The sequence below is a fragment of the Leucobacter sp. UT-8R-CII-1-4 genome, assembly GCF_030010235.1.
Classification (GTDB): domain Bacteria; phylum Actinomycetota; class Actinomycetes; order Actinomycetales; family Microbacteriaceae; genus Leucobacter.
On record NZ_JASCRS010000001.1, the window covers coordinates 873,749 to 899,395 of the forward strand.

19 protein-coding genes and 1 tRNA gene are annotated in these 25,647 nt (G+C 59.8%); 15 read left to right on the forward strand and 5 right to left on the reverse strand.

Translation table 11 applies throughout. The features are described 5' to 3' along the window. Window positions 1-171: 171 nt before the first annotated feature. The 10 genes from QBL02_RS03800 to QBL02_RS03845 all read left to right on the forward strand — a co-directional run bounded on the left by QBL02_RS03800 (window position 172) and on the right by QBL02_RS03845 (window position 13,716). The gene (locus tag QBL02_RS03800) at window positions 172-1,770 is read left to right on the forward strand and encodes an ABC transporter substrate-binding protein (protein WP_282725024.1); all 1,599 of its coding nucleotides are present in this window, start codon (window positions 172-174) and stop codon (window positions 1,768-1,770) included. A 21-nt stretch (window positions 1,771-1,791) separates the two neighbouring features. Continuing rightward, complete coding sequence (locus tag QBL02_RS03805) at window positions 1,792-2,805, forward strand: ABC transporter permease (RefSeq protein ID WP_282725025.1); 1,014 nt, start codon at window positions 1,792-1,794, stop codon at window positions 2,803-2,805. Beyond that, window positions 2,805-4,766 (forward strand): dipeptide/oligopeptide/nickel ABC transporter permease/ATP-binding protein, encoded by a 1,962-nt coding sequence (locus tag QBL02_RS03810; protein WP_282725026.1) that lies wholly within the window; start codon window positions 2,805-2,807, stop codon window positions 4,764-4,766. Before QBL02_RS03805 ends, QBL02_RS03810 begins: the two co-directional genes overlap by 1 nt. Next, complete coding sequence (locus tag QBL02_RS03815) at window positions 4,763-5,557, forward strand: ABC transporter ATP-binding protein (protein WP_282725027.1); 795 nt, start codon at window positions 4,763-4,765, stop codon at window positions 5,555-5,557. Before QBL02_RS03810 ends, QBL02_RS03815 begins: the two co-directional genes overlap by 4 nt. After that, the gene (locus QBL02_RS03820; protein ID WP_282725028.1) at window positions 5,554-6,657 is read left to right on the forward strand and encodes an aminotransferase class V-fold PLP-dependent enzyme; all 1,104 of its coding nucleotides are present in this window, start codon (window positions 5,554-5,556) and stop codon (window positions 6,655-6,657) included. The genes QBL02_RS03815 and QBL02_RS03820 overlap by 4 nt, the downstream gene beginning before the upstream one ends. A 10-nt stretch (window positions 6,658-6,667) precedes the next feature. After that, on the forward strand, window positions 6,668-7,063 hold the full coding sequence (locus QBL02_RS03825) for a RidA family protein (RefSeq protein ID WP_282725029.1): 396 nt from the start codon (window positions 6,668-6,670) through the stop codon (window positions 7,061-7,063). Beyond that, entirely contained in the window at window positions 7,060-8,664 is a 1,605-nt protein-coding gene (locus QBL02_RS03830) for a hypothetical protein (protein WP_282725030.1), read from the forward strand. The genes QBL02_RS03825 and QBL02_RS03830 overlap by 4 nt, the downstream gene beginning before the upstream one ends. Beyond that, complete coding sequence (locus QBL02_RS03835; protein ID WP_282725031.1) at window positions 8,661-10,268, forward strand: hypothetical protein; 1,608 nt, start codon at window positions 8,661-8,663, stop codon at window positions 10,266-10,268. Before QBL02_RS03830 ends, QBL02_RS03835 begins: the two co-directional genes overlap by 4 nt. Next, on the forward strand, window positions 10,265-11,653 hold the full coding sequence (locus QBL02_RS03840) for a hypothetical protein (protein ID WP_282725032.1): 1,389 nt from the start codon (window positions 10,265-10,267) through the stop codon (window positions 11,651-11,653). The genes QBL02_RS03835 and QBL02_RS03840 overlap by 4 nt, the downstream gene beginning before the upstream one ends. A 95-nt stretch (window positions 11,654-11,748) precedes the next feature. Then, entirely contained in the window at window positions 11,749-13,716 is a 1,968-nt protein-coding gene (locus QBL02_RS03845) for an amidohydrolase family protein (protein WP_282725033.1), read from the forward strand. A 29-nt stretch (window positions 13,717-13,745) separates the two neighbouring features. On the opposite strand, the gene mobF is transcribed toward QBL02_RS03845, so the two are convergent. Together mobF and QBL02_RS03855 are read right to left on the reverse strand one after the other, a co-directional pair. Further along, window positions 13,746-17,378 (reverse strand): MobF family relaxase, encoded by a 3,633-nt coding sequence (gene mobF, locus QBL02_RS03850; RefSeq protein WP_282725034.1) that lies wholly within the window; start codon window positions 17,376-17,378, stop codon window positions 13,746-13,748. Window positions 17,379-17,879: 501 nt separating this feature from the next. Beyond that, complete coding sequence (locus tag QBL02_RS03855) at window positions 17,880-18,509, reverse strand: hypothetical protein (protein ID WP_282725035.1); 630 nt, start codon at window positions 18,507-18,509, stop codon at window positions 17,880-17,882. 284 nt (window positions 18,510-18,793) lie between these two features. Between QBL02_RS03855 and QBL02_RS03860 the strand changes: the two genes are divergently transcribed. Further along, window positions 18,794-19,525: an FHA domain-containing protein gene (locus QBL02_RS03860; RefSeq protein WP_282725036.1), complete on the forward strand. Its 732-nt coding sequence runs from the start codon at window positions 18,794-18,796 to the stop codon at window positions 19,523-19,525. A 90-nt stretch (window positions 19,526-19,615) separates the two neighbouring features. Further along, complete coding sequence (locus QBL02_RS03865; RefSeq protein ID WP_282725037.1) at window positions 19,616-20,107, forward strand: hypothetical protein; 492 nt, start codon at window positions 19,616-19,618, stop codon at window positions 20,105-20,107. A 112-nt stretch (window positions 20,108-20,219) separates the two neighbouring features. On the opposite strand, the gene QBL02_RS03870 is transcribed toward QBL02_RS03865, so the two are convergent. Together QBL02_RS03870 and nrdH are read right to left on the reverse strand one after the other, a co-directional pair. Then, window positions 20,220-20,510, reverse strand: coding sequence for a hypothetical protein (locus tag QBL02_RS03870; protein WP_282725038.1), 291 nt, complete (start codon window positions 20,508-20,510; stop codon window positions 20,220-20,222). Then, window positions 20,507-20,734, reverse strand: coding sequence for a glutaredoxin-like protein NrdH (gene nrdH, locus QBL02_RS03875; protein WP_282725039.1), 228 nt, complete (start codon window positions 20,732-20,734; stop codon window positions 20,507-20,509). The genes QBL02_RS03870 and nrdH overlap by 4 nt, the downstream gene beginning before the upstream one ends. Before the next feature lie 385 nt (window positions 20,735-21,119). On the opposite strand from nrdH, the gene QBL02_RS03880 reads away from it, so the two are divergent. Beyond that, a tRNA-Met gene (locus QBL02_RS03880) sits at window positions 21,120-21,196 on the forward strand. 1,730 nt (window positions 21,197-22,926) lie between these two features. Here QBL02_RS03880 and QBL02_RS03885 read toward each other — a convergent pair. Next, a complete protein-coding gene (locus QBL02_RS03885; protein ID WP_282725040.1) occupies window positions 22,927-23,892 on the reverse strand; it encodes a YafY family protein in 966 nt (321 codons plus the stop codon). A gap of 69 nt (window positions 23,893-23,961) precedes the next feature. Between QBL02_RS03885 and QBL02_RS03890 the strand changes: the two genes are divergently transcribed. Continuing rightward, window positions 23,962-24,909 (forward strand): alpha/beta hydrolase, encoded by a 948-nt coding sequence (locus QBL02_RS03890; RefSeq protein ID WP_282725041.1) that lies wholly within the window; start codon window positions 23,962-23,964, stop codon window positions 24,907-24,909. 8 nt (window positions 24,910-24,917) lie between these two features. Beyond that, the gene (locus QBL02_RS03895; protein ID WP_282725042.1) at window positions 24,918-25,508 is read left to right on the forward strand and encodes a YdeI/OmpD-associated family protein; all 591 of its coding nucleotides are present in this window, start codon (window positions 24,918-24,920) and stop codon (window positions 25,506-25,508) included. The last annotated feature ends 139 nt before the right edge of the window (window positions 25,509-25,647 follow it).

Sequence of the window (25,647 nt, forward strand, 5' to 3'; positions counted from 1 at the left end):
GTGAACGCCGAAGCGTTTGGTCTCAGTTTTTTGTTGAAATAATGCGAATTGTGCCGAGAGTCAGCCAAACGTGACCATTTTGTTACCAATAATTCTTTCGCCATCGTGTTGAATAAGATCCAACAAACTGTCGAAGGCGACATCCGGTCGCCCCAATCTTATGGAGGACCCTTGAGAACCCTGTCAAAGTCCAAGGGCGCTACGCCCATCGCGGTGGGAGCAGGCATTACCATGATGCTCTCACTAGTTGCCTGCACACCGAGCGTTCCAGGCGGCTCGGGTGGCGGTGACTCGTCAACGATGACGATCTTGCTCAGCGACAGCGTTGACAACATCGATCCGGCGCTCGCGTTCAGCACGGGTGGCCGTCAGGCCACATGGATGGTCTATGAATCGCTCGTGCGTGTCGACCCTCAGACGGGTAAGGCGATTCCAGGTCTTGCTGAAGAGTTTGACTTCACCCCTACATCGGCCTCGTTCGTAATAAAAGAGGGCGCTTTCTGCGCAGATGGCGGCGAGATTACCGCAGGCACTGTCGCCCGCAACTTCGAGCGCATGAAAGATCCCGAGACGAATGCCCCGCTTGTCAATAACTTCTTTGGTTCTGCCGACTTCACCGTTGAATTCGACGATGCCGCACGCACGGTCGATGTGGCCCTGACCCAGTCGATGCCATTCCTCGGCACCGTGCCTTCGTTTACTCAGCTCGGTATCGCCTGCGACTCGGCGCTCGAGAACCCCGAAGTGATGAAGAACGGCTCTGACGGCACTGCTCCCTACGTGGTCGCCGACTTCGTGACCGGCTCGCACATCACGCTCACTCGCAACGATGACTACAACTGGGGCCCCGAGGGCTTCAAGATCGAAGAGCTGCCCGAGACGGTAAAGCTGCAGATCGTGGCCGATCCTGACACCCAGGTGAACCTGCTGCTCGGCGGCGAGGCAGACGCAGCGTCACTTCGCGTTGCCCAGCTCGCGCGGTTTGAACAGGAGACCGGCTTCACTCAGCAACTTGCTGACACGGAGATTTCGATGCTCATGTTCAACGAGCGCGAGGGCTTCTCAACCGCAGATGTTGCTGTACGCCAGGCACTCACGCAGGCTATTGACCCGGCAGAACTGACTGATATCGAGACGCAGGGGCTCGGTTACGTGCCGAACTTCTTGCGCCCGCCAGTAAACGTGTGTGTCGATGAAGACGCGATCGCAGATGCTCGCCCGACCGGCGGAGTCGAGGCCGGTCAGAAGACCCTCGAAGCAGCTGGTTACACCAAGAACGCCGACGGCATCTACGAAAAGAACGGCACTCCGATCTCGGTGCAGTTCTTGCAGATGGAGCTTACTAGCCCCTCGGTAGAGTTCATCACCGACGCATGGACAAAGCTTGGGGTACAGGTCGAGGTTGACGGGCGCGCGCCGGGTCAAGCAGTTGACGTGCTGACCTCTGGCACAGGTTGGGGCTCGAGCATCGTGGGCATCGGTTCTTCGCAGCCGACCGGTATTCGCCCGTTCTTCGTAGGCCCAGCTGCTCCAGAAGGCCCCAACTTCGGAGCAGTGAGCAACCCGGTGTATGCCCAGAAGCAGGGCGAGGCATCGCAACTGACCGGTCTCGAGTCGTGCGGTGCTTGGATCGAGGCTGAGTCAGCGATCGTGTCGAACGCGGACTGGGTGCCGACCATCGCCTCTGATACCCAGTGGGTATTGCGCGATGGCGTGAGCTTCTTCAACGATTCGGCGCAGATCGACCCGCTCAACCTGCGTAAGAAGTAAGCGAAACTAACACACACCATCATGACCGCTGAAACCACTCAAGCCCCGGTACGGGTCGACTCGAACGAGCCGGCCCGTACCGGGGCGCGATCCCCCTGGACCGGCTTTCTGCTGCGCCGCATCGGGTCGCTGATCCTGAGCCTCTGGCTGATCGCCACGCTCGTGTTCTTCCTCGCCCGCGCAATCGGTGGCGACGCCGTGCGCGCAGCTGCGGGTCTCACTGCCACACCTGAGTACATCGCCGCCGAACGCGCTGCCCTTGGCCTCGATGACCCGCTTCTCGAACAGTATCTGCGCTTCATCGGGCGCCTGTTCACCTTTGACTTCGGCACCTCGATCTCGACCGGCAACCCCGTCATCGTTGAAATTGGCTCTCGCCTGCCGTACACCGTGCAGCTCGGCCTCTACTCGTTTGTGCTCGCGATGCTGATTTCGATTCCCCTCGGTATCTGGATGGCTGTTCGCACAGAGAACGGGAGGGGCGCGAAGACCAACATATCGTTCAACGCGCTTACCGGTTTCTTCGCCTCGGTGCCCGACTTTCTGATCGCGATCGCGCTGGTCATGATCTTCGCCGTGGGCCTTCGCTGGCTGCCTGCCGCGGGTGGTAGCGGGTTCACCGCGTTCATCTTGCCCGTGATCACCATGTCGCTCGGGCTGATCGCAGTGCTCAGCAGGCTGATGAAGGCCGAGACGACGCGAGTGCTTCGCGAGGACTACATTCGCACGGCCAGGGCGAACAACCTACCGCAGCGCGTTGTGCTCTTTCGGCACGTGCTTCCCAACGTATTGACGGCGACTCTCACATATTCGGGCATGACCCTGGCATCGCTTCTGGGCGGCGCGATTATCACCGAGACCGTGTTTGGTTGGCCGGGTATCGGCAACCTACTGGTGAAGTCGATCGCCGTCTACGACTACACCCTGCTTGAGGGCCTCGTGATTCTGATCGCGACCTTCTCGCTGGTGACCACCTTCATCGTCGACCTGATTCTTGCCAAGGTCGACCCCAAGTCTCTGATCAGGAGTAGCTGATGAGCGCCACGACAACAAGCGACCCGGCTACACGCGATGCGGCGACCGACGCCGCGGGTGTTGCGGCTCAGCAGAGCGCCGCGACAGAAACGGGCCTCGCCCCGACTTCGCGGGCCCGAGCCTGGCTGCGCACCCTGAAGAGCCCGTCGGGCCTGATCGGCTTCTTGATTGTGCTGTTCTGGGTGCTGGCCGCGATCTTTGCGCCGATGTTGCTCGGCCACAGAGCCGATGAGTTCGACTCGTCGGCCCGCCTGGCCGGCCCGTCGGCTGAGCACTGGCTCGGCACCGACGCTCTCGGGCGTGACGTCCTCGCCCGCGTGCTCGTCGCTACCCGATTGACCTTTGCCCTTACCTTCGGGGCAGTGGCGATCGGCCTCGTGCTTGGCGTCTTCGTCGGCGCGCTCGCAGCCGTGCTCGGCAACGCGGCTCGCCAGGTGCTCTACCAGCTCATTGCCGCTGCCACCGCCTTTCCCTCAATCATTCTCGCGCTGCTGCTGGCAACCATGATGGGAAGATCAGGCGTCGCCGCAATGATCGGCCTAGCCCTCGCGAGCGTGCCCTCGACTGCGAGACTCGTTGTAAACCTGACCTCGACCGTGGCGGCCTCTGACTACGTCGCAGGCGCGCGCCTGCTCGGCGTGCCAAAGGGCCGCCTCATGGCGAGGTACATCGTGCCGAACGTCGCAGAGCCCATCGTCACCCTCATGATCGTGACCCTCGGCAGCTGCCTGATGATGATGGCTGCGCTCTCATTTCTTGGCATTGGCGTGCAGCTGCCCCAGTACGACTGGGGCGGAATGGTTGCTGAGGCGATGAAAGATATCTACCGCACACCGTGGACCACGATCGGCCCAGCAGCCGCAATCGTGAGTGCCGGCATTGGCTTCAGCCTCTTCGGTGAAAAGCTCGCAGAACAGCTCGATCCTCGCGGAAACGTAATGACAATGTCGCGTCTACTGCGCAAGGCTACGCGCAGCGTGAAGGGCCGCGGCCGGGGCGCTTCGCAGCACACGACGGCGGTCACCACGGTAGACGTCGTCGAAGCGATGCCCGAAGACACCGTGCTCGGTATTCAGGGTCTTGTCGTCACGGCAGGCGGCAAAGAGCTGGTGCACGGTGTTGACGTCATCGTGCGACGCGGTGAGCGTATCGGCATTGTCGGAGAGTCTGGTTCGGGTAAGAGCCTCACGATCTCGGCGCTCGCGCACATGTTGCCGGGCGTGCTGTCGGCCGAGATGGATTCGCACGTCTTTCTTGGGAAGGATTTGCGCGGCGTACGGGCGGCAGAGCTTCGAGGCGTCATCGGCGCAAAGATGCCGATGATCTTTCAAGACCCGATGTCGTCACTGAACCCGGCGCTGACCATCGGTCGGCAGATGGGTGACAAGCTCGCCGCGCACACCGCGCTGCGTGGGGCTGCTGCGAAGCAGCACATGATCGAGGCGCTTGAAAGCGTGGGCATTCCTGAGCCTGAACGGCGCCTGCGCCAGCACCCGCACGAGCTCTCGGGCGGTCAGCGCCAGCGCGTGATGATCGCGATGGCGACGCTCGGCGACCCGCAGGTAATTCTTGCCGACGAGCCGACGACAGCGCTCGACGTCTCCGTGCAGGCGCAGGTGATTGATCTGCTGCGCGAGGTGAATGATCGAGACGGCACCGCAATCGTCATGGTGTCGCACGACCTTGCTCTCATCAGCCAGGTGTGCGAGCGCATCATCGTGATGTACGACGGGCGAATCGTAGAAGAGGGGCCGATGGCGGCCGTGATCGGCAACCCGCAGCACCCCTACACGAGGTCGCTGCTCGGGGCTGTCCCAGATCTTTCGGCCGGCACTTCGCACCGACTCACCACGATTGATGACTACTCGTGGAACACCGATGAGTATCGCGAGCAACACCCGGTGCCGAGGCACGAAGAGGCAGCGACCGCACCAATGGCAACCACGGGAGGCGAGCGATGAGCAGCGAACTCAGGGCAGACGACGTTCATGTCGTCTACGGGCACGGCGCAAACCGGGTACACGCGGTGCGGGGCGTAAGCGCGACGATCTCGAGCGATCGAGCACTTGGCATCGCCGGCGAATCGGGCTCCGGTAAATCGACCCTCGCGAGGGCGATCATCGGCCTGCTCGAACCGGCATCGGGTTCGGTCACCTTCAACGGTGCGCCACTCGCAGAGCTGCCAAAGCGCGGTGAAGGGTCGCGGCCGCGGGTCGTGCAGATGGTGTTTCAAGACCCGATGTCGTCGCTCAACCCGCGCATGACCGTGGGCGATGCGATACGAGAAGCACTGCAGGTCAACGACATTCCGGGTGATCATCGCGCCGAGGCGCGTCGTCTGCTCGGCATTGTTGGTCTTGAAGTAGCAGATGCCAGCAAGTACCCGTTTCAGTTCTCGGGCGGGCAGCGTCAGCGCATTGCCATCGCGCGGGCGCTCGCGGTTCGGCCCGAGGTGCTGGTGGCCGACGAGGCAACGAGCGCGCTCGACGTCAGCGTGCAGGCAGCCGTGCTCAACCTCTTGCGCGACATTCGAAAAGAGTCGGGGCTGGCACTCGCAGTCGTCTCACACAACCTTGACGTGCTGCGTTACCTCTGCGACGACATCATGGTCATGCGTCGGGGTGTCGCTGTCGAGACGCGGCCGACCAAAGCTCTCTTCGAGGATCCGCACGACCCCTACACGAAGATGCTGCTCGGCGCGGTTCCTCGCTTTGCGGTGCCCCCCGGCATCGACCGGAGGTCAGCGCTGTGAGCGATCTGCTCGATGAGCGCACGGTCAATGAGCTCTTTCCATACGCCCCTCGTGGCTACTTCGATCATGCCGCGGTCGCTACCGTGCCGCGCGCGGTCGAAGAAGCGATTTTGGGCGTCGCGAGGGCGCTTTCACGCGGCACGAGAGGATCAATGGGCTGGCACGAACTCACCGACCCCGCTGAGGCCCTGCTTGCGGCCGACTTCGGAGTGGCCACCGAGGCGATCACGGTGCTGGCGAACACCGGCACCGCGTTCAACTCGTTGGCGAGAGCGATTCCGTTTCGTCAGGGCGATGAGGTGTTGGTCTTCGCCGATGACTTTCCGTCGCCAAGGTTGCCCTGGCGAGCGATCTCAGAGGCATCGACGGTCGAGGTCTTCTTGGCTGCCGGTGCTGATCGCACCGATACGCTCATCGCCGCGATCACGCAGTCGACCCGCGTGGTCTCGGTCACGCACGTACACGCGACCACCGGTGCGACGCTCGATCTTGAGCGTCTGCACGCGGCGTGCATTGCGGCCGACGCGCTGCTGCTCGTGGATGGTGCCCAGGCCGCCGGTCTCTTGCCCGAGGTCGCAGTGCACAGCGACGCCTACGTCAGCGCTTCGTACAAGTGGATGCTCGCAGGGTTCGGTGCCGCCGTCGTGTCGACCAATGAACGTTTCGATGCGCAGGCGGTTCCGGGGCTGCTCGGGTACATGAATGCAGCACCCTCGCCGCGTCTTGCCGTCGGGCACAGCAACCTGTTTGGCTTGGCAGCGCTTGCGGCGGCAGCTAGCGTGCGACAGCAGCTCGGTTTCGATGTCGTTTATCGGCACACGCGAGGGTTGGTCGAACACATTGCGCACGGCACGGCCGAGCTTGGCTACGACACCTGGTCGCCGGCCCGCGAAGCGGGGATCCTCTCGCTACATGTTGCAGACGCCGCAGCCCTCACTGAAGCGCTTGCGGAGCGAGGCTTCACCACAACACACCGAGAGGGGCGGCTTCGCATTTCACCCTCGGTCACCACCACACGTTCAGATGCAGACGGGCTGCTCACTGCGCTCGCTGACCTCGCATCGGTGCACCGCGCTATCAGCGCACAGCACAACAACTAGGAGATTTTAGATGTCTAATACCGTTCTCGTTCCGCAGCCGAAGGGCCCGTACTCGACCACCCGCAAGGTCGACAATGTGCTCTATCTATCGGGCCAGGGCTCGATCGATGTCGCGACGGGGGATGCGGTGCTCGACGATATTCGCTCGCAGACCCGTCGCACGCTGGAGAACATCGAGGCGTTGCTGACCGCCGAGGGCTTCGATATTTCTGAGCTCGCGCAGATCACCTGCTACCTGACCGACATCGCCGATTGGCCCGCGATGAACGAGGCATATGCCGAGTATCTCGGCGACCGCGCGCACCCGGTGCGCACCGCCGTGCAGGTGGCGGCGCTGCCGTTCGGCATCAGTGTCGAGATGGCTTGCACCGCGCATCGATCCGCTGACGCTGAGGTGTGCGCATGAGTCGCTTTGAGCTTGAGCTCGCGCCAGTGCGTGAGGGACGCAAGTGGGCAGGCTTCGAGGTGAGTTACCGGGCCGAGCTCGAGTCGGTGGCCGCGGGAGAACTGCTGTTCAGCGTGCCTGAGCGCATCGTGTCGATTCCGGGCACTCCTTACGTCACAGAGGATCTGCACGCAGCCGATGAGCACGGCACGCTGCCGCTGGTTGAACTAGAGGCGAGCGAAGACTCCTCTGGTCGCTACCGCCGCTGGGCCGCAGACCGAGACCTGCAGGGCGCACTACAGCTGAGATTCTTCGCGCCTGTGCGGCCCCACGACAAGCTGACGCCTGTCGGCCCGCTCTTTGATCTTCGCGCTGAAGACCTTGGGCTGTTCGGTGCCGGCATCACGTTCTTGCCGCTTCCAGGCGAGGTGGTCTATGGGCCTGGCGGTCCCGAGTTCGACATCTCGTTGACGTGGCGGCTCGAAAACGGGGTGCGGGCCATTTCGAGCCACGGTGCCGGAGATGCCGAATGGCAGGGCCCGCTGTCGTCGGTTTCGTTCGCGCTTTATGGTGCGGGTGAGCCGCAGACGATCACCTCTGGCGGGTTCTCGTTGCAGGCCTTCGCCGAGACCCCGTTCGAGCTCGAAGAGGTAGCCGAGTATGCCGCCAAGGCGCACGCGGCCTTCGCCGAGTTCTTCGAAGACGAGGCCGCGAGGTACGCCGTGCTCGTGCGCAAGAACCTCGGCAAGGGTACCGGGGGCACCGCGTTTCCTGATTCGTTTGCCTTCGGTTTCTCGGCGGTTGATGAAACCTCGGCCGCAGAACTTCGTAGCCTGCTCGCGCACGAGACCGCGCACAACTGGCCGACGCTGCACGACGATCACCAGAAGATCTCGTGGTATACCGAGGGCACCGCTGAGTACTACTCGCACGTGTTGCCGCTGAGAGCCGGGTTTCTCTCGGCACAAGACTTCGCGGCTCAGCTCACTGATCGCTTTCAGGGCTATGACAGCAACGCGTTGCGCACGCTCGACAGTAACGCGGCGTCGGCGTCGTACTGGTCTGATCCGCGCGCGCAACGTATTCCGTATGGCCGAGGTTTGCGCTACCTGATCGCGACTGATCTGCAGCTGCGGGCCGCAACTGATGGCGTGACGAGTCTCGACGACATCGTGCTCGACATTCTTCGCACCCAGCGAACCGGCGAGCTCGTGGGCGTCGACGGTTGGCTCTCTCGGGTCACGGCGGTGCTCGGTTCGGCGGCAGAAGAACACTTCCGATCGATGCACGCGGGTGATCTGATCGAACTTTCTGATACCGCATTCGAGGGCATCGTTCGACCTGTGCCTGTGATCATCGATGAGTATGAGCTCGGCTTCGATCCCGCTTCGTATCGAAGCGAGGGCAGGCGTATCGCGGGGCTTCGAGATGGATCGCGCGCGGCGCTTGCGGGGTTGCGCGAGGGCGACGAACTTGTCGATCATGCCTTGCCCTACCACGCGGTGCGTCGCAGCGACCGCGAGATCGCCATTGCCGTGATCCGCGATGGCGAACCACTCAGTTTCACCTATCTGCCCGCAGGCGAATCTGTGCAGAGTGTGCGCTGGGAGGTGCAGTCATGAGCGATCGACGCTTCGACATTGAGATGACGCCGTTTGCGAACGATGCAGGCTGGGCGGGCATCGATGTTGCCTATACAGCGAATTTTGGGCCGGTCACGACCGATCAGGTGCTGCTGAAGCTTCCAAAGATCGTGGCTTCGGTGCCGGGCGCACCCTACGAGGCGAGTGACATTCGCGTCTCAGATGCGGCCGGAGCGCTCGAGCTGACCGAAGGTGAGGGTGAGTCGGGGCCAATGGGCGCCTACCGCCACTTCTACGCCGATCGCACCGTCGACGGCGAGGTTCGCCTTGAAGTGCGCGCTCCCGTTCGCGAGATCGATCTGCGCACCCCGGTCGGGCCGCTCTTCGACCTACGCCGTGAACCGCTGGGTCTCTTTGGTGCGGGCATTAGCTTCGTGCCGATTCCCCCGAGCGACGAGCGCGAGTACGACTTTTCGCTGACCTGGCAACTGGAGGCGGGGGTAACCGCGGTCTCGAGTCGCGGTTCAGGCGACGAGGTTCGGCGCTGGAGGGGATCCTCTGACACGATCGAACGGTGCCTCTTCGGCGCAGGCACTCCGCGAATTTCGCCAGAGGGTTCGAAGAACTTCGGCATTCACGCCTATAGCGATGTGCCGTTTGATCTCGACGCGCTGAGCGGATACCTGGGCGACATTCATGCCTACATGACCGACTTCTTTGAAGAAGACGAGGCGAGCTATCACGTGCTCGTGCGCCGCAACCCCGACAAGGGTTCTGGCGGCACCTCGTTTCCGTCATCGTTTGCGTTCGGCTATTCGCCGACTACAGAGGTTGACGAGGAGGATCTTCGCAGCCTGCTCGCACATGAGATGGTGCACAACTGGCCCACGCTTGACGAGGAGTGGGAGGTGGCCTCGTGGTACAGCGAGGGAACGGCCGAGTTCTACTCACTCGTGCTGCCCTGGCGCGCGGGCCTCTTAAGTGCCGAGTCGCTCGCTGAACAGTTGAGCACGATGTACAGTCGCTACGACACGAACATTCGACGCACGCTCTCGTACCCCGAAGCGGCAGAGCTGTTCTGGGCAGACCTCCGGGCGCAGACCGTGCCATACGGGCGGGGCATTCAGTACCTTGTGCGGGTCGATTCGCAGTTACGCGAGGCGTCGAACGAGGCGACTTCGCTCGACGACATCGTGCTCGACATTCTGCGTGCTCAGCGTCGCGGCGAGAAGGTACTGACCGAGGGGTGGCTTGAGCGCATCGAGGCAGTGATCGGTGAGAGCGTTCGCGATGAGTATCGCGCGATGTTTGACGGCGAGCCGATCCCTGCACCCGAACGCGCGTTTCAGGGAGTCTTTGAGCCAGTGGCCATCACGGCACCCGAACACAACCTCGGATTCGACATCGACTCGTTCAACACGACGCCGAGGCTCATCACTGGCCTTGTTCCGGGGTCGGCGGCCGAAGGGGCCGGCCTTCGCGAGGGTGATGAGCTCGTGACCAGGCGCTTCTCGAATGGCGCTACGCGCGACGGCACGACCCCGTTTGACGTCGCGGTGATGCGTGACGGTGTCGAAGAGACCATTCGCTACCAGCCACGCGGGCCAGAGGTGCCGACGACCAAGTGGGTGGTGGGCTCGTGAGTGGTCAGGTCGCGAGCCGGTGGGGCCTGACCCCTGCCGCTCGTCCGCTTGCCATAGCCGCCGGGCAGTCGTGCGAAGCCAGGTGGCAGAGGCTCGAACTGCTGGGTGCAACTGGGGCCACCGAGGCAACCATCAGTGGGACCTCATACACGCTGCCGGGCGAGGGGCGACCCGTGCTGTTCCTTTGGAACGGTGGGCCCGGCGCATCGTCATCGCCGTTGCACATGAACGCCTTCGGACCGATGCTGCTGAAAGACGGCACTCCGGTGCCGAACCCTGACACTCTGCTGCGTGAGGCAGATCTCGTGTTCATCGACCCGATTGGCACGGGCTTCAGCCGCCTGCTCGATGGATCGAGCACGGCGCGCTGGCTGAGTAGTCGAGGCGACGCAGAGGCAGTCTCTGCATTCGTGCACGCCTGGCTGGCATTGCACGACCGCGACGACGCGACGGTGCATCTTGCTGGTGAGAGCTATGGCGGGTTCAGACTCGGCAATGTGCTGCCACTGCTTGCCGACCTCAGTATTTCAAGCCTCACATTCATTTCGCCGCTCATCGATGCCACCGCGAACATCGATGCGCCGGGTAACGATCTGCCGTATGTCTTTCAGCTGCCGACCATGGCCGTCGCTGCCTGGCACCACGGCGCGGGCGTGTTCGTCGGACGCGAGACCACCGCGGCCGAGGTGTGGGGCGAGACGCAAGAGTTCGCGCAGCGCGAGTATTTGCCAGCGCTGTACCGGGGCGATGGCATCGGTGAGGCAGAGGCGGCTCGGGTCGCCGACCGTCTGGCTGAGTACCTCGGGGTCACTTCGAACGAGGTGCGCGATCAAAGGCTGCGCGTCGATAGCGAGTGGTTCTTGCGTCGACTGCTTGCCGACGAGGGCCAGCTGGTTGGCAGACTCGATACGAGGATCACCGGCCCCCTGCCCGAGCCGCACCCCGAGGGTCGCCCGCCCGCGGCAGACGACCCCGCGCTCGGTATTGGCCGCAGCAACGTGATCCTCTCGGCCCCAATCGAGGCGTATCTGCGCGACATCGTCGGTGCCGGCGCCCAGGCAGACGAACGCTACGTCTCGCTCTCACTCGATCTCAATTTTGCGTGGGATTGGCGACCAGAGACCCCCTACCCGCCGCAGTTTTCAACCTCGGTGACCCGGCAGATCGCCGAGGCCGCGAAAGCGCACCCGAATCTGGGCATGCTGCTGACCGGTGGGTACTTCGATCTCGCGACCACCCTTGCGAGCACCGTGCATGCATTTGCTCACGCGGGACTCGCCGACGAGTGCCTGCGGGTGCTGCCGCTTGTCGCGGGGCACTCGATCGACGGAGAGGTGCGCGCGCAAGTGCGTCAGGCGATCGCTGAGCAGCTAGCTGGAGGCTAGCAAGCCTTCGCACATCACGGTGCAGGTCATGCCTCCACCCCAAAGCAGAACCGTACTTCTTTAATCTTGTGACACTCACAGAAGGGCTCGAACTCATGACAACTCTTGAACTGGCACTCATCGCAAACGGTGAGCGGGTCGGCACCCTCGCGGTCGAGCGCAAGGGTGCCGCCGGCACCGAGACCATCGAGCTGAGCTACGAAGTAGATGACAACGGGCGCGGAGCGAAGCTCGCTGAAACCATCGCCCTGCTCGGCGACTTGCCGGTGGAGTGGCAGATTCGCGGCACTTCACTCATGGGTGGGGCAGTCGACGAGACGTTCACCAAGCAGGCGAGCGGCGAGCAGCACTGGAGCAGTCAGGCAGACACCGGGTCGAGCCTCGAGCTCGGGTTCTACCTGCCGGCCGACTCGAGCCCTTTCACGCTGGCGCTACTCGCTGCCTGCGCCTCTGGTCGCGCGGGTGGCACCGTGCCGCTTTTACCCGAGGGCGAGGCGCGTCTTGTGCAGACACCGGTGAGCGAGATCGCGGGTCGCGCGGTGCGGGTCTATGCTCTGAGCGGGGTGCAGCTGAGCCCGCAATATGTCGTCTATGCGGGTGAAGTGCCAGCAGATAGTTCTGGTCTCGGCGACCTCGTGGCGATCTCTGACGGTGGCACGCTGTTGGTTTCGCTCGAGTGGGTGCCGCAGGTGACCGAGGTCGCTGTGGTGCTACAGCAAGAGACCCAGCGCCGCTACATCGAGATCTCGAGCGAGGCCACGCTGCTCGGCGATCGCGACTTCGTGGTCGAGAACGTGCGAGTGCTCGACACCAGAAGCGGCACGGTCGGCGAACCGACGCGAGTGCTGGTGCGAGGCCGCAGAATCGAGGCGATCGATCCTTTACTCACCGTACCTGAGGGGGCCGCGGTGATCGATGCGGCAGGTCGCATCGCTGCCCCCGGCCTGCACGATATGCACGCTCACCTTGAGCCCTCGTCAGCGCTGATGTATGTTGCCGCGGGCGTGACCGAGGTGCGTGACATGGGCAACGACAACCGCCAGCTTGAAACCCTGCGCGAGGCGATCATTGACGGTGAACTGCTCGGGCCGGCGAGCGTGCCTGCAGGTTTCATCGAGGGCCGCAGCCCGTATTCCGCGCGTTTTGGCAAGGTCGTCGACAGTCTCGAAGAGGCGCTTGAGGCGGTCGAGTGGTACGCCGAGCGTAACTTTCACGCGATCAAGATTTACAACTCGTTCAACCCCGAGTGGGTGCGTGAAACCGCCGCGCGTGCCCATGCGCACGGTATGCGGGTACAGGGCCACGTGCCCGCGTTTATGAACGCGGATCGGGCGATCGCCGACGGCTACGACGAGATCACCCACCTGAACCAGCTGGTGCTTGGGTGGGTGCTTGATCCCCTCGAAGATACGCGCACGACGCTTCGACTGACGGGGCTCACCCGGGTCGCAGATCTTGACCTCGATTCTGAGGTGGTGCAAGCGACGGTTCGCACCATGGTCGAGCGTGACATCTCGCTTGACGTGACACTCGTGATTCTTGAGCAGCTCATGCTGAGCCGCGCACGCACCGTGATCCCGGCGCATGAGCCGATCATCGATCACCTGCCGGCCGGGCTGCGCCGATATCGCAAACGCACTTATGTGCCGTACCGCGACGAGGCAGAGCTCGAGCGGTACGCGCTCGCGTTCCGGCGGTTGCAAGACATCGTCGTGATGCTGAACGAAGCTGGGGTGAAGCTCTGGCCGGGCACCGACGACGGCAGCGGTCTTACCGTGCACCGCGAGCTTGAGCTGTTCGTTGACTCGGGTATCTCGGCGACCGATACGCTTCGGCTCGCGACGATTTCGTGCGCTGAACACCTGCATCAGGGAAAGGATCGTGGCCTCATTGAGGTGGGTCGAGTTGCCGACTTCATTCTTGTGGACGGCGACCCAACGCAGTCGATTCGAAACATCCGACAGGTCGCACTCACGGTCGCCGAGGGGCGCGTGATCAGCCCCGAGCGCATTTACCGCGGCTTCGGTATGGTGCCGTTTGCGCGAGAAGCAGTGGTCCTCTAGATCAGGCTAAACTTCTTCCAAAGATTCGACTAGTAGTTGAGTGTCGGCTTCGGTCTCATCTCAGGTGAATCATGATGAGATGAGTTTGCTCTGGACTGATGAAACGCGCTCGCTTCCAGTAATCCCAGCAGCAGTTGGTAATCACGATCGCGGTTCTTTGCAACGCCTTTTTCCTGTCCAAGCGCGCTGTCCCCCTTGACTCCGTAAAGGTCGCGAAAGCAAGCTACGGCTGTAGCTTTACGGCGCCATTCTTCAGTGTTCACAAAATCGGGTTGCCCGATTTCTTCAAGCCAGGGCGCATTTTCTGCGATGGCTTGATCCACGAGCTGTTCAGCGCGGAGCTGGATTGCGTATTCCCGGTCTTCAATCGCGGCGCGAATCTCTGCGTCGCCGACTCGTGGTGCTTGCTCGATGATGCCGGCTATCTTCGGCATCGTCAGTTCCGAGCGTTCAAGATGCTTCGCCAATCGGTAGTGCAGCACCGCGAGCTTATCTACCGCTGTTTCCAGTTCGCGTTTTGCCAACAATACGGGGATCACTTCTTGTGGGTCTTGGCCGAGGGTTTCGAGCCTGCGAATGTTGGCGAGGACTGAGCCTAGGTAGGGCGATTCATGGGTGTCGTCGACAAGATCCAGCGCTTCGAGTTTTGGGAGGTGCTCTTTTTCAAGCTCGTGCACGATGAGTGATTGGTGCTCGGCCACGAGCTGTCTGATTGAGGTGACGCGTTCGGTTTCTTCCTGTCCGGTGTCGTGGGCGGACAGGTCACCGCTTTTTGTGAGGACGGCACGTTCGAGAATGTCGCGCCAGCTTGTCCACATTGGTGTCGCCGACTTGTCGCCGATACTGGTGTCGGAATCGACTACGACATAGGCATGATTTGCTTGCTTCCCGCGAGTCATTCCGACATAGAACGTTTCTCGTGTCGTTGATGAATCGACAATGAAGTGGGCCGTGGTGACAGTGCGGCCTTGCGACCGGTGTGCGGTTGTCGCATATCCGAGTTGCACATGATCGGCACAATAGTCTGCGGGGAGCACGACAGTTTCTTCGCCTGCGACAGCGACAATATCGCCACTTTTGAGAATGTCCGAGACGATCCATTCGTCGTTGTTCTTCACCCAACGGTCGTGGTCGGTGCGCAGTGTCCGCTTATTTTGTCTGGTGACGATCCTGTCGCCGGGTGAGGCGACACCGGACATGATTGTCGCTTCTCGTGTCGCGTCGACTTCGCCTATCTCGATCCGCCAGTCCCGGGCCAGAGTGTTCAGCCGCTCCACCATGTCGTTTTGAGGTGCGATCAAGAGCGACACCGAGTCCTTGTCGCCCGCGGCTTCGTCGTTCTTCCATGCGTCGACGGCTTGGCTAATGATTGTTTCTTCGAACCCTGATTTCACTCGATCATGCTTGATGTACGGGTCAAGCCCACTGGTCTTGCCGAGTCGCAGGAGCTTTGAGGCGTCGCCTTCCCATTCGGTTTTGAATCGGTGCAGGTTCACGAGTTCCGCCACGTCGTCACGGCTCTGGGCGAGTAGTCCGAATGCGCCACCGGAGTCGACCGCTGCGAGCTGCGCCCAGTCGCCCACGAGAAGGAGTTTCGCGCCTGCCTGTGCTGCTTGTTCGCGGAGCGTATCAAGTGCGATCGTTCCAGCGAGCGAGGCTTCGTCAACGATCACCAGCGTGCCTTCTCGCATCGAGAATTCGTCTTGCACCTCCTCGTTTCGTGTTTCCGCTGCACGGTGTTCGTGCAACCATTTCGCCGTGTTTTCCGTCTCGATCTTGAGGGATTCGGCGAGCACTTCCGCAGCTCGTGCGGTTGGGGCAAGCCCGCGAACGCTGCCTTCGCCGTGTGTGTGCTGCCAAAGTTCTAGGAGCTTTTCAAGGCTCGTTGTTTTCCCTGCACCGGCAGGCCCCACGAGCACGTCGACGACTCGGCCGCTCGCTGCGATATTCGCGACGGCTGCTGCTTGGTCGGGAGAGAGCACCCGCTGTTTTTCCCCGGTTGGAGTGAAGAGCCGTTCGCTGATGTCTGCTTCAGTAACTCTTGGGCCGGTGAGGGTGTTTCCTGCTGCGAGGAGGCGTTCTTCTGCATCCCACACTTCGCGCGTGGTGTAGAGATCTCTCGCTTCGGGGTGGAACATGTCTTCGCCGTTTGCGGTGCGGAACGCATTCGGGGTGCGGAGCATATTCTTTGGAGTGAGACGAATCGCTTGCGAGAGCACGACTTCGGTGATGCGCCGTGCCGCGAGCTCACGATCTTCGGGACTGCGAAATCGCCACCCAGCGATGGCGCGCAGGGCACCTGTTTCAGCGTTTCGCGTCTTCCAGGTTGATCGTGTTCCTGCCAGCTCGTGCAGCACCAGTTCTGCTGCATCGAGCACGGCCTGGTCGTCCACGTCGTCCTGCCGGAATGACCACAACGGCAGGTCGTTCAACCGGGCACGGTGCGTATCGCGTACTCGATCAGCGAATGAGAAACTGTCGCCCACATGCTTTCTTGCACGTTCACGCCATGAACTGGTGAGGCCTTTGAGAGATTGTGCTTTCTTCACGTTCCTCGTGCGCAGCGTCGCACGTTGCCTGATTCTGATCACCTCGCTTGCACCGGGCGCCCTGCCGTATTTCCCCACGTACTCGGCAATCATGCGGTCTTTCTCACGGGCCACTTGTTTCGCACGGGTCGAGTATTCGTCGTTCAGCTCCTGCGGGATTGCGTCGATCTGCCACTTCACTGCCCCGTTCTTTTCTCCCATATCGAGCGCGAATTGGTGCCTGGCTGCAGGAGTGTCCGCGCGCTGCCCATCGACCAGGTACTGTCGATATTCCTTCGGGTGTTCAAGCGCTTTCTGCGTCGTCCATTCGACACCGAACCGGTTTGAGATCTCGTCCATCAGTACGGTGTCGTAATATGCGCCGGCTGTGGAGACAGCAGGCATCAATGACCAGCGTGAGTCGATCGTTCGCCACCTTCCGTCGACGCCTTGGACACGGTTAGAAATCAGCATGTGGGTGTGAAGCTGCGGATCTCCCTCGCGGGAGTCCCAGTGGTTGAACGTGGCAGCAAGTACGCCCTGGACGTGTGCTTGCGCGATTCCGTCCGTGCCGGTGCGCGTGCGGATGATGTCGGTTTCCAGCTTCTCCAATGTCGCGTCCATCGCGGCCTGGTGTGCAGCTTGAATCTGCCCCTTCATTTCTGGATCGGCCAGCGCCCACCAGCTACTCACGCTCTTGGGCGGGGAGAATACAAACTCGAACCCGGCAACGGATTGGGTTTCTTTCCGGCCGAGTTCTTCACGCTCGATCGACTCCAGCTTCGCGGTCTGTTCCTCTGTCGTCATTGTCGCGTCGAGTTCTTGTTCAACGCGAGCTGCGATGCGTTCTTCAACCGGCACTGGGGTCGCAAACTTTTTGCCGAGCTGCACTTCGGACAGTGGATCTTTCCCCTCACCAAACAGGAGCGCGAGCTGTCCCTCTTTGGCGACACGACCGTCTTTGATTCCGAGTGCGGCAAGCCCGCGGCCGCGCCACACCCCGGGTGGGGTGCCGTCCGCGAAATAGTAGGCGGCTTTGTCGCCTGTCATGAACCGTGGTTGTTCTTCCTGCACGGTGTCGTACAGGTACTTCCATGCCTCACGGTTGGCTCCGATGAGTGCGACAGTTAGCATTTCGTGTCTCCTAGTTGTGCTCGGCGGCGCGAGCTTCGTTTGCGACATGTCGCACCGCAGTAACGTGTCCGTGTCGTGGGCGACACGAGAGGGGTGCCGCATTCCAGGCACACCGACAACGTGATTTGCCCTGAATGTCGCCACGATGCGACACGACATTCTGTGGAACAGAACCGATGTCTCGACTGTCTGGGCACGAACACGATGTCGCATGATTCTCTGGCGCATGTCGCGGCGACAAGTTTGGAGATGGTGCCCATTCGTCGTTTGCGTGTCGCTTCGACTTCGCGGCGACATGTGTCGCTGCAGTAGCGGCGCTGTTTTGTCTTCGTGACAAATGTCGTGTCGCATCCTGGGCGCTCGCACGGGATCTGCCAGAGTCCAAGATCGTCTACTGGTTCTGCTGGGTGCGCGATCCCGCGCGGCATATGTCTCCGGGCAGCATCCCACTGCCTAGCTTCCCAAGCCCGCTGTTCCCTGGTCTTCGCCACAAGTGTCGGCTTACTTTGTCGTGTCGCGACGACGCAGGAGAATCGACGCTGGGGTCACTCGTTCATGAGTCCGCTTGAACTTCCGTCGCGCTTGTGCAGCGCGGGAGACTCGACGGTTTGCTGCCTCTTCTTTGGCTCGTCTTTCGCTTCGCCACACCTCCGTCCTGCGGAGCTCCTCAAAGACATTGACCAAGCGAAGGCGTTCTTGAATGTCGTCTGGGAGCCTCCGCGACCAAATTGCATCCGCCACTATCGGAAAAATAAAGACCAGTGCTGCAGAGATGACTGCTGCTGCGATCAGCCAGGTGTTGTCGCTGAACCAGAACTTCGAAGCGGCACAGAGTCCGAAGCTCACGAGTATCCATGTACCGGTCAGCCAGAGTTGAAACCTGAAGGCTTCATGCTGCTTCATCGGATACGGTGCGGCGTTGACCAGCGGTAGGCACCCCTCTTGGTCAAAGAAATCAGCAACGTTCGGCTCCCGGTAGAAGTGCTGGATCCTCACGAGAAGACGTTCATGCTCAACATGCGTAGGAGCCTTTTCGTAAGTCTCCACGTCTCGGATGAGGTGTTCGTTTTCTCTGCTCTTTCGTTGGGACGAGTCCATGAAGAGCAGCTTGATTCGACCTGTGTTTTTCATCTTGTTTTCTTTCGCTTAAGCCCAAGTGCTCGTCACTTGGACTGCTACTCGAAGGGGTAGCTCGCGCAGTGGCGTGTCACGGAACGTGAAACGGGTGCATCCTCAAATGCCAGTCGTGTACCCCAAACCTCCGGCTCCGCCGAGGTTTCCCCTGCTTCCTCTCTCCTGGCTCTCTAGCTCCTGTTTCCCGGCTGCTCTGCCTGTGCTTCGGCCCTCGCCACTCTCGACCATCTGCACTCGGCTTGTGGCAATAAAGAAGTGCGCGGCGGCAGGCTTCGTGAAGCATGAAGAGTCTCACTAACTGCTGGTTCTGCTATTCACTGATCTTGGTGGACGACACCGTGACCGAACCTTGTCCGGTTTGCAAGGTGCTCCCGAAGGAACACCGACCGGACACCTCACCGAGAGCGGACACGATGATCGCTGGTGCCGCAATCACCACCACAGAGGCAGAGTCGAATGTCGAGGTACAACCGGCACTCGATCAGACGCTCGTGCAACAGCAAGCAAGTTCGTCCGCACCCTGGGTGGCGACCAATGTCGCGAGCGCGGCACCAGGTGCCGCTGCGGCGACAAATGTTGAAGTCGCTCACTCGCCCAATGTCGCGAATGATGCTGAGGACATTTTCACGCACGCCGAAAACGATGCGACACGACTTCGGAAAGCGTCGACGCGGTGGGCGTGGGTTGTTGAGACAGGACAGGGCGACATCATCCCCCTCCCACATGTCTCTTGCGTCATCGGGCGCGACCCAGAAGCGACATTGGGTGAAGCCGCAGTAAAGATCCACGACAAGACACGCACAGTCTCAAAGTCGCACGCGCGACTCACCTATGACGCGACACAGGCGCAGTGGCATGTCGCAGACCTCGCCTCATCCAACGGCACTGTCGTTCTCGTGAATGGACAAGAGGTTGATGTCGCGGCGAACACTGCCGAGTGGGTGCCGCAGTATTTCAAGCTCGGTGACATGGCTTGTCGCATCACACGGATGCAAGTCCCGTCTCGCCCATAAAACGGTCTGTCGCAGCGCAGCGACATTGCGACAGATCACGACACGACACGACAAGTGCCAACTAAAAAACAAAAGTAAGGAAGTTCCAAAATGTCCAACGCCATCACTGAAATCACTTTCGCTTGCGGACACCAAGAAGATCGTGACTTGTCAGCGAAACCTGCTGGCGACCGCAGAAGTTACGCGAGCTGGCTTGCAAAACAGAAATGCACCGAATGTTGGAAGCGGACGTCGAAGAGGGAAGTGTCAGCTGAAATCAAAGCAGAGCGTGAAGCGGAGATGGCGGCCGCCGAAGAGGATCAGGAACAGAGCAATCTGCCGATACTGCAGGGCAGTCCGAAACAGGCGTCTTGGGCGTTGCAGACCCGTTTCAACATGTTGCGGGGTTTGTATGCCGACTTCGTAGAAGGCGGGAGCATGTCAGAGGCGGAGTTTGATGGTGAGGTGCTCGATCTTGTGCGGAAGATTGATCGGGCAAAGTGGTGGATTGATAATCGCGAGGCCGATAACCACGAGCTGCTGGAAATGCTGAAAGACCCGGGTGAAGCCGCGTTCGGAACCAGCAATGAAAACCCGTTCTGAATACACTGACGCTGCATATGTGCGTAGCGTTTCAAACGTGGAGCTGGGGAGCGAAACGCCTCACCAGTCATACGGAGCGAAGCCATAAGCGGCAGCTCGGCTGGGAAGCGGGTCAAGCTTCCCAGTCGAGAGCTTCAGCTTCGTTCGCTGCAATGAAGCGGCGGCGGTACTCTGCATCACGCTGCGCCGGGGTGAACGCGGCCAGATAGTAGCGGTCGCATTCTTGTTCGAGAGATTCGATTGTCTCACTCGCGGTGACCTTGGCTGAGGTCTCACCGAGATAGAAAAAAGCGGCAACAGGGGAAGGGAGATCTTGCAACCCAATCTCCCCGAGCTGCAGTTGCTCAGCGAGAATTTCAAGCTGCTCCATGACTGGTGCGGGGAGCACTACTTTGCGGCTCATTTTGCTGCTTCGGTCGCGATCTTATCGGGACGGAAACCTGTCCAGTGATCGGTGTCAGTTATCACGACTGGTGCGCTGAGGTATCCGAGTGATTTCACCAGTTCAAGAGCTTCAGCGTCTTCGGTGAGGTCGACAATCTCATAATCGAGGCCCTTGCTATCCAAAGCCCGATACGTTGATTTGCACTGCACGCAGCTTGGCTTGCTGTAGACGGTGATTGCCATGATGTCCTCCTGAATGTAAGACGCACTCTCTCGCGCATCCTCCACATCAAATTTCTTTTCCCTTTTGGGTGATTCATCACCCTTAGAGACAGCACGGAGCTGTCCACCGGCGTCAAGCTGGCAACGCGCGGCACGCAGTGACGGGCGAGGCAGTAAGCCGGTTGATTGCGGAGCGATGGAACGTAAAATGCGCTTGCGCAAAAGGAAAAAGAAATATGAACAGCACGCGAAGCGTGTCCGAAAGAATGCACTTGCGGTGCATAAAAGTTGTTCCACGACTAGGCTTTCCGACACACCTCGGTGGCGGAATAGCTTCAAGAATTGGCGTGAAACGCACACCAGGTGATAGTCTTCTACGGTTGCCTAAAGCAACGCACAGAGATGTGGCTGAGTAGCTCAGCTGGTTAGAGCGCGCGACTCATAATCGCGAGGTCGCGGGATCGAGCCCCGCCTCAGCTACCAAAAGAACCCCTGGTCTTACCAGGGGTTCTTTCATTATGCCGCAGCTTGTCCATTTCGCAGGTGTCTGCTGATTGCATCGGCTATAAGTGCCAACTCGAATTCACTTAGATTGTCGAGGTCCACGGTTACTCGGTTGCTTGGCGGACCGTCTTGCCCTTTTGCTCTAGGCCAGGACGTAGACGTTGTCACATTCGCAAGCTCGTCAAACGTGACAGCGGCATAGATCTGCGTAGTGCTCAAGCTTAAATGCCCAAGGAGCTCTTGAATCTCCCGAATGTTTCCACCTTTGCGCAACCCCACCGTTGCAGCTCTGTGCCGTAGCGAGTGCAGGCACCAATTCCCAATATACGCCTTCGTTCGTTTGTATACGGTCGAGGGATGCAGGTGCTTCCCCGTTTTCTGGTTTCGGAAGTAGTACCCACTTCCTTGTCGTCGCTCCAGCTCTACCAAGAGCTCTAAAGCTAGATCGTTCAGCGGCACGAACCGGACTCTGTCGCCTTTCCCATGAACCGTAAGAGTCCTGCCGACTCGATCACGGGTATGAAGAACTGTAATTTCGTTTCTTCGCATTCCCAGAGATCCTGCAAGCGCGATAGTGGTTTGAACTTCTAACCCCGCTGAGTAAAAAGCGTCAAACATGTCGTCTTCTAGGATTGGGGCGCGTGGAGGCTTACCCGGTCGAATGCTCTGTAGGTCGATAGTTGGATCAGTGGAGATGTATCCAGCTTTGAGCGCCCAACCATAGAAGGAAACGAAAGAGGCTCGGATCTTCCTTCTGTACTCCTGACTCCACCGGTATTTGTTTTCACGCAAGTACTCACCAAGCATCTGAGGCGTTGCCAAAAGCGGATCCTTCGTTCCAGCAAAACGCCGGATGTCACCCAGCCGTTGAGTAACCGTCTCCTCGGCCCGGTTTATCGAGCGCAAGTGCAACGCGTAGTTAAGAAGCAAGGGCGAAGTGACGGTTTCCGCCCTATGAGGAACGAAGTCAATCGCTCGCGCCAACCCAACCATGGGATTGCTGGCTATCAGTTCTCTCTGCGCAGCCCAGTGAAAAAAGACCTGAGCCACTCGATGAACTTTGCGAAGGTACGAAATTGACCAGATAGCAGCTGATCTTCGGAAGAAAACTTCTAGCCGTTGATTTGTAATTGATTCAATTCCACAAACGGGTAAGTACCGGTCGAGTAGCTTTAAGGATTGCGCCTTGTACGTTGGTGACGCTGTTCTGTCGAAGTCCTTGCCAAATTGGTCTAGGAGCGATTGCCGACTGTCCATTGGTCCCTCCCGCAGCGCTCCCCCATCGCAATGTCGATTTTGATCTTGCTCAAAATGAAAATCTGGCAGATGGTATACGATTTTTCGGGCACGGCTCGGACAACTAGACCTAAACGTTATCCAACTCGAAGCAACCGGTTGGTTCGGAATTCAGAGAGCGAAACAACCTTTGGCAGAGAGTCAATTGATCGTTCCACCTGGCCTGCATTTTCAAGATTGTCAGCCAACGCGCTCATAATCGTGAGGTCGCGGGATCGAGCCCCGCCTCAGCTACCAAAAGAACCCCTGGTTTCACCAGGGGTTCTTTCATTGTGTACTACATGGCTCTCTTCGTTGCTGCGCAAACGGGCGACGTCTCAAACATTTGCTTTGCCCGGTCTGCGTTTGATCAGCTTCCTTCAACGGCTATCTGGGGTAAGACCCGAAGACGTCCGCGATGGACTATTAACGCCTCAGGCCTCCTCTGCATAGCGCTCACTGAGCGCCACACCAATCGCCGCTAAGTGCTTACGCACGCTTTGGGGGCTACTGATTTCAAGCCACTCGACAAGACCTGCAAGATGCCCAGCGATGCCGTACTCGCTCGGAGCATGAAAGACAACGGGAATCCGTCCATCGCTCAGCGCCGCACCAATCTGAAGCTTGTCATTCAGCGCGGTTCGAAGGAAGCTGAGCCCCTCTGGGGCGCAGACCGCATGAACTTCTATCGGTGGGCGATAGCGCTCAGTGTGGTCCTTGATTTCCCGCCAGCTTCGCGCAAGATCAAAGTCATCTGCACGTTGCGCGGGCGCGTCGCTCAACACGACGGAAACTATCCGATCAAGGCGGAAGGTACGTTGCCCTTTTTCGGTGTGAGCGAGCAGGTACCAGTTCGCGCCTTTTGACACGAGCCCGAGCGGATGGGCCGTCCGCGCAGATCTTTTACCTGAGCTGTCGGTGTAGTCAAGTTTCACTTGCACGCCGCGGATCACTGCGGTCTGCAGTTCTTCAAGGAGCGGTGACGGCGGCACCGCCTCGCGCTCAATCCCCCAAGGCTGCGCATCAACAATCGTTGAAGAGGCGGCGGCCTCGGCTTGTGAACGAAAAGATTCAGGCAACGCTCGCACAAGCTTTCGCAGAGCAGCCTTTAGCTCCGGCGCCGCCCCCTCCGCGGCGACCGAGGGCCCTGCGGTCAAAAACAATGCGCGAGCCTCGCTCTCGGTTAACCCCGAGAGATCGGTCTTGCCGCCACCCAAAAGACGCCAGCCACCAGATCGCCCCTGGACCGAATAGATAGGCACCCCTGCCATACCGAGCGCGTCAAGGTCTCGCCGGGCGGTGCGCTCTGAAATCTCAAGCTCCCGCGCAACCTCGGCCGCCGTGACTTGTTCGCGTCTTTGCAGCATCAAAAGGATGGCCACTAAACGATCGGATTTCATAATCTATAGCTTTTCACTAAAACCGGTCAATAGTTGTCCTATTTACTGAATTACCTTGGAGATATGAACATGACAACTCATCAGAATACGTTCCCTAACGCCAGCATCATTTCCGTCAACGGGGTTGAGCTTGAGGTGTTTGAGGCAGGCCGCGAGAACGCAGGAAACCCAATTGTGTTGTGTCATGGCTGGCCCGATCTGGCGTACACCTGGCGATTCCAGATACCAGCCCTTGTCGCCGCCGGCTACCACGTGATCGCGCCAAATCAACGAGGGTTCGGCGGCTCAGCCAACCCCGAAGAAATTGTTGACTACGATATTTCAAAGCTCACCGGTGACCTCGCCGCGTTGCTTGATCATTTCGGATACACCAGCGCAACTTTCATGGGTCACGACTGGGGCACATTCATCGTCTGGAGCTTTACCCTGCTTTATCCAAAACGCGTCGACCGGGTGGTGGCACTGAGCCTGCCGTATCTTGCTCGGGGCGAGATGCCCTGGCTCGATTTCATGGAGGCCGTGCTTGGGGAGGATTACTACTTTGTGCATTTCAATAAACAACCAGGTGTCGCGGACGCTGTCTTTGATGCTGATCCTGCACGCTTTCTCAACAATCTCTACCGCAGAGACGAACCACTTCTGCCGCCAAAGCCGGGTATGGCAATGATCGAGATTGCCAAAAATAGTGATCCGCTCGGGCAGCCGCTGCTCACCGAGCAAGAGCTGGCAGTATATTCGTCCGCGTTTACCCGCTCGGGGTTCACTGGCGGAATCAATTGGTACCGAAACCTAAACCGCAATTGGCATCTTCTGGCCGATGCTGACCCTATTATCCAGCAGCCAGCGCTCATGATCTATGGGCTTCGCGACGCCGTTGCCCGCTCAGAACAACTTTCGGACTTCGTGCCAAAGGTTGAAGAGATGAGCTTTGACAGTGGCCACTGGGTTCATCAGGAGCGCCACAGCGAGGTCACGCCTGCGATCATAGAATGGCTCACACAGACCCCCAGCGCCTAAGGTCCAGAATGGTTGAGACTCTATTTTTTGCTGATGCTGAATCGTTCAGCGACTGGCTAGGAATGCACCACAAGCACACGCCAGAAGTGTGGATCTTATTTCACAAAAAAGGGTCAGGGAAACCCAGTCAAAGCTGGCCTGAAGCAGTCGATGTCGCGCTGTGTTTTGGCTGGATTGATGGCCTCAGAAAGAGCGTGGACAGCGACAGCTATAAGGTCCGTTTCACGCCTCGCAAGCCAAACAGCGTGTGGAGTGCCGTAAACGTGAAAAAGGTTGAGGCCTTGCTTCTCGATGGGAAAATGCGGCCGGAAGGCATTGCCCTTTATCAGAGCCGAAAGGACACTGAGGGCTATTCCTCCCAGACACGAAATGTTGAGCTCGATCCTGTCTATGCGCAGAGATTTCAGCAGCATCAACGCGCCTGGGAGATCTTCTCGGAGTTCTCGCCCTCGTACATTCGGGACGCAGTCTGGTGGGTGATGAGCGCAAAGCGCGAAGAAACGAGAACGAGGAGACTGGAGATTTTGATTTCTTCGTCGGCCAAAAAACAACGTGTTCCCGCGTTGCACGCTACGTCGCCGAACGCGCGTGGCGTGTAGCAGGAAGGTGCTTTCCGGCTCAGCGGCTGAGAGCAACGGGCTCTCCGTTCATGCGGTGGATCTTGCCCAAACTATAAAAATGACAGCTGCAGAGCGTCACGAGAATAACCCCCGGTTCGCCCGGCGGTTTTGTCGTTTT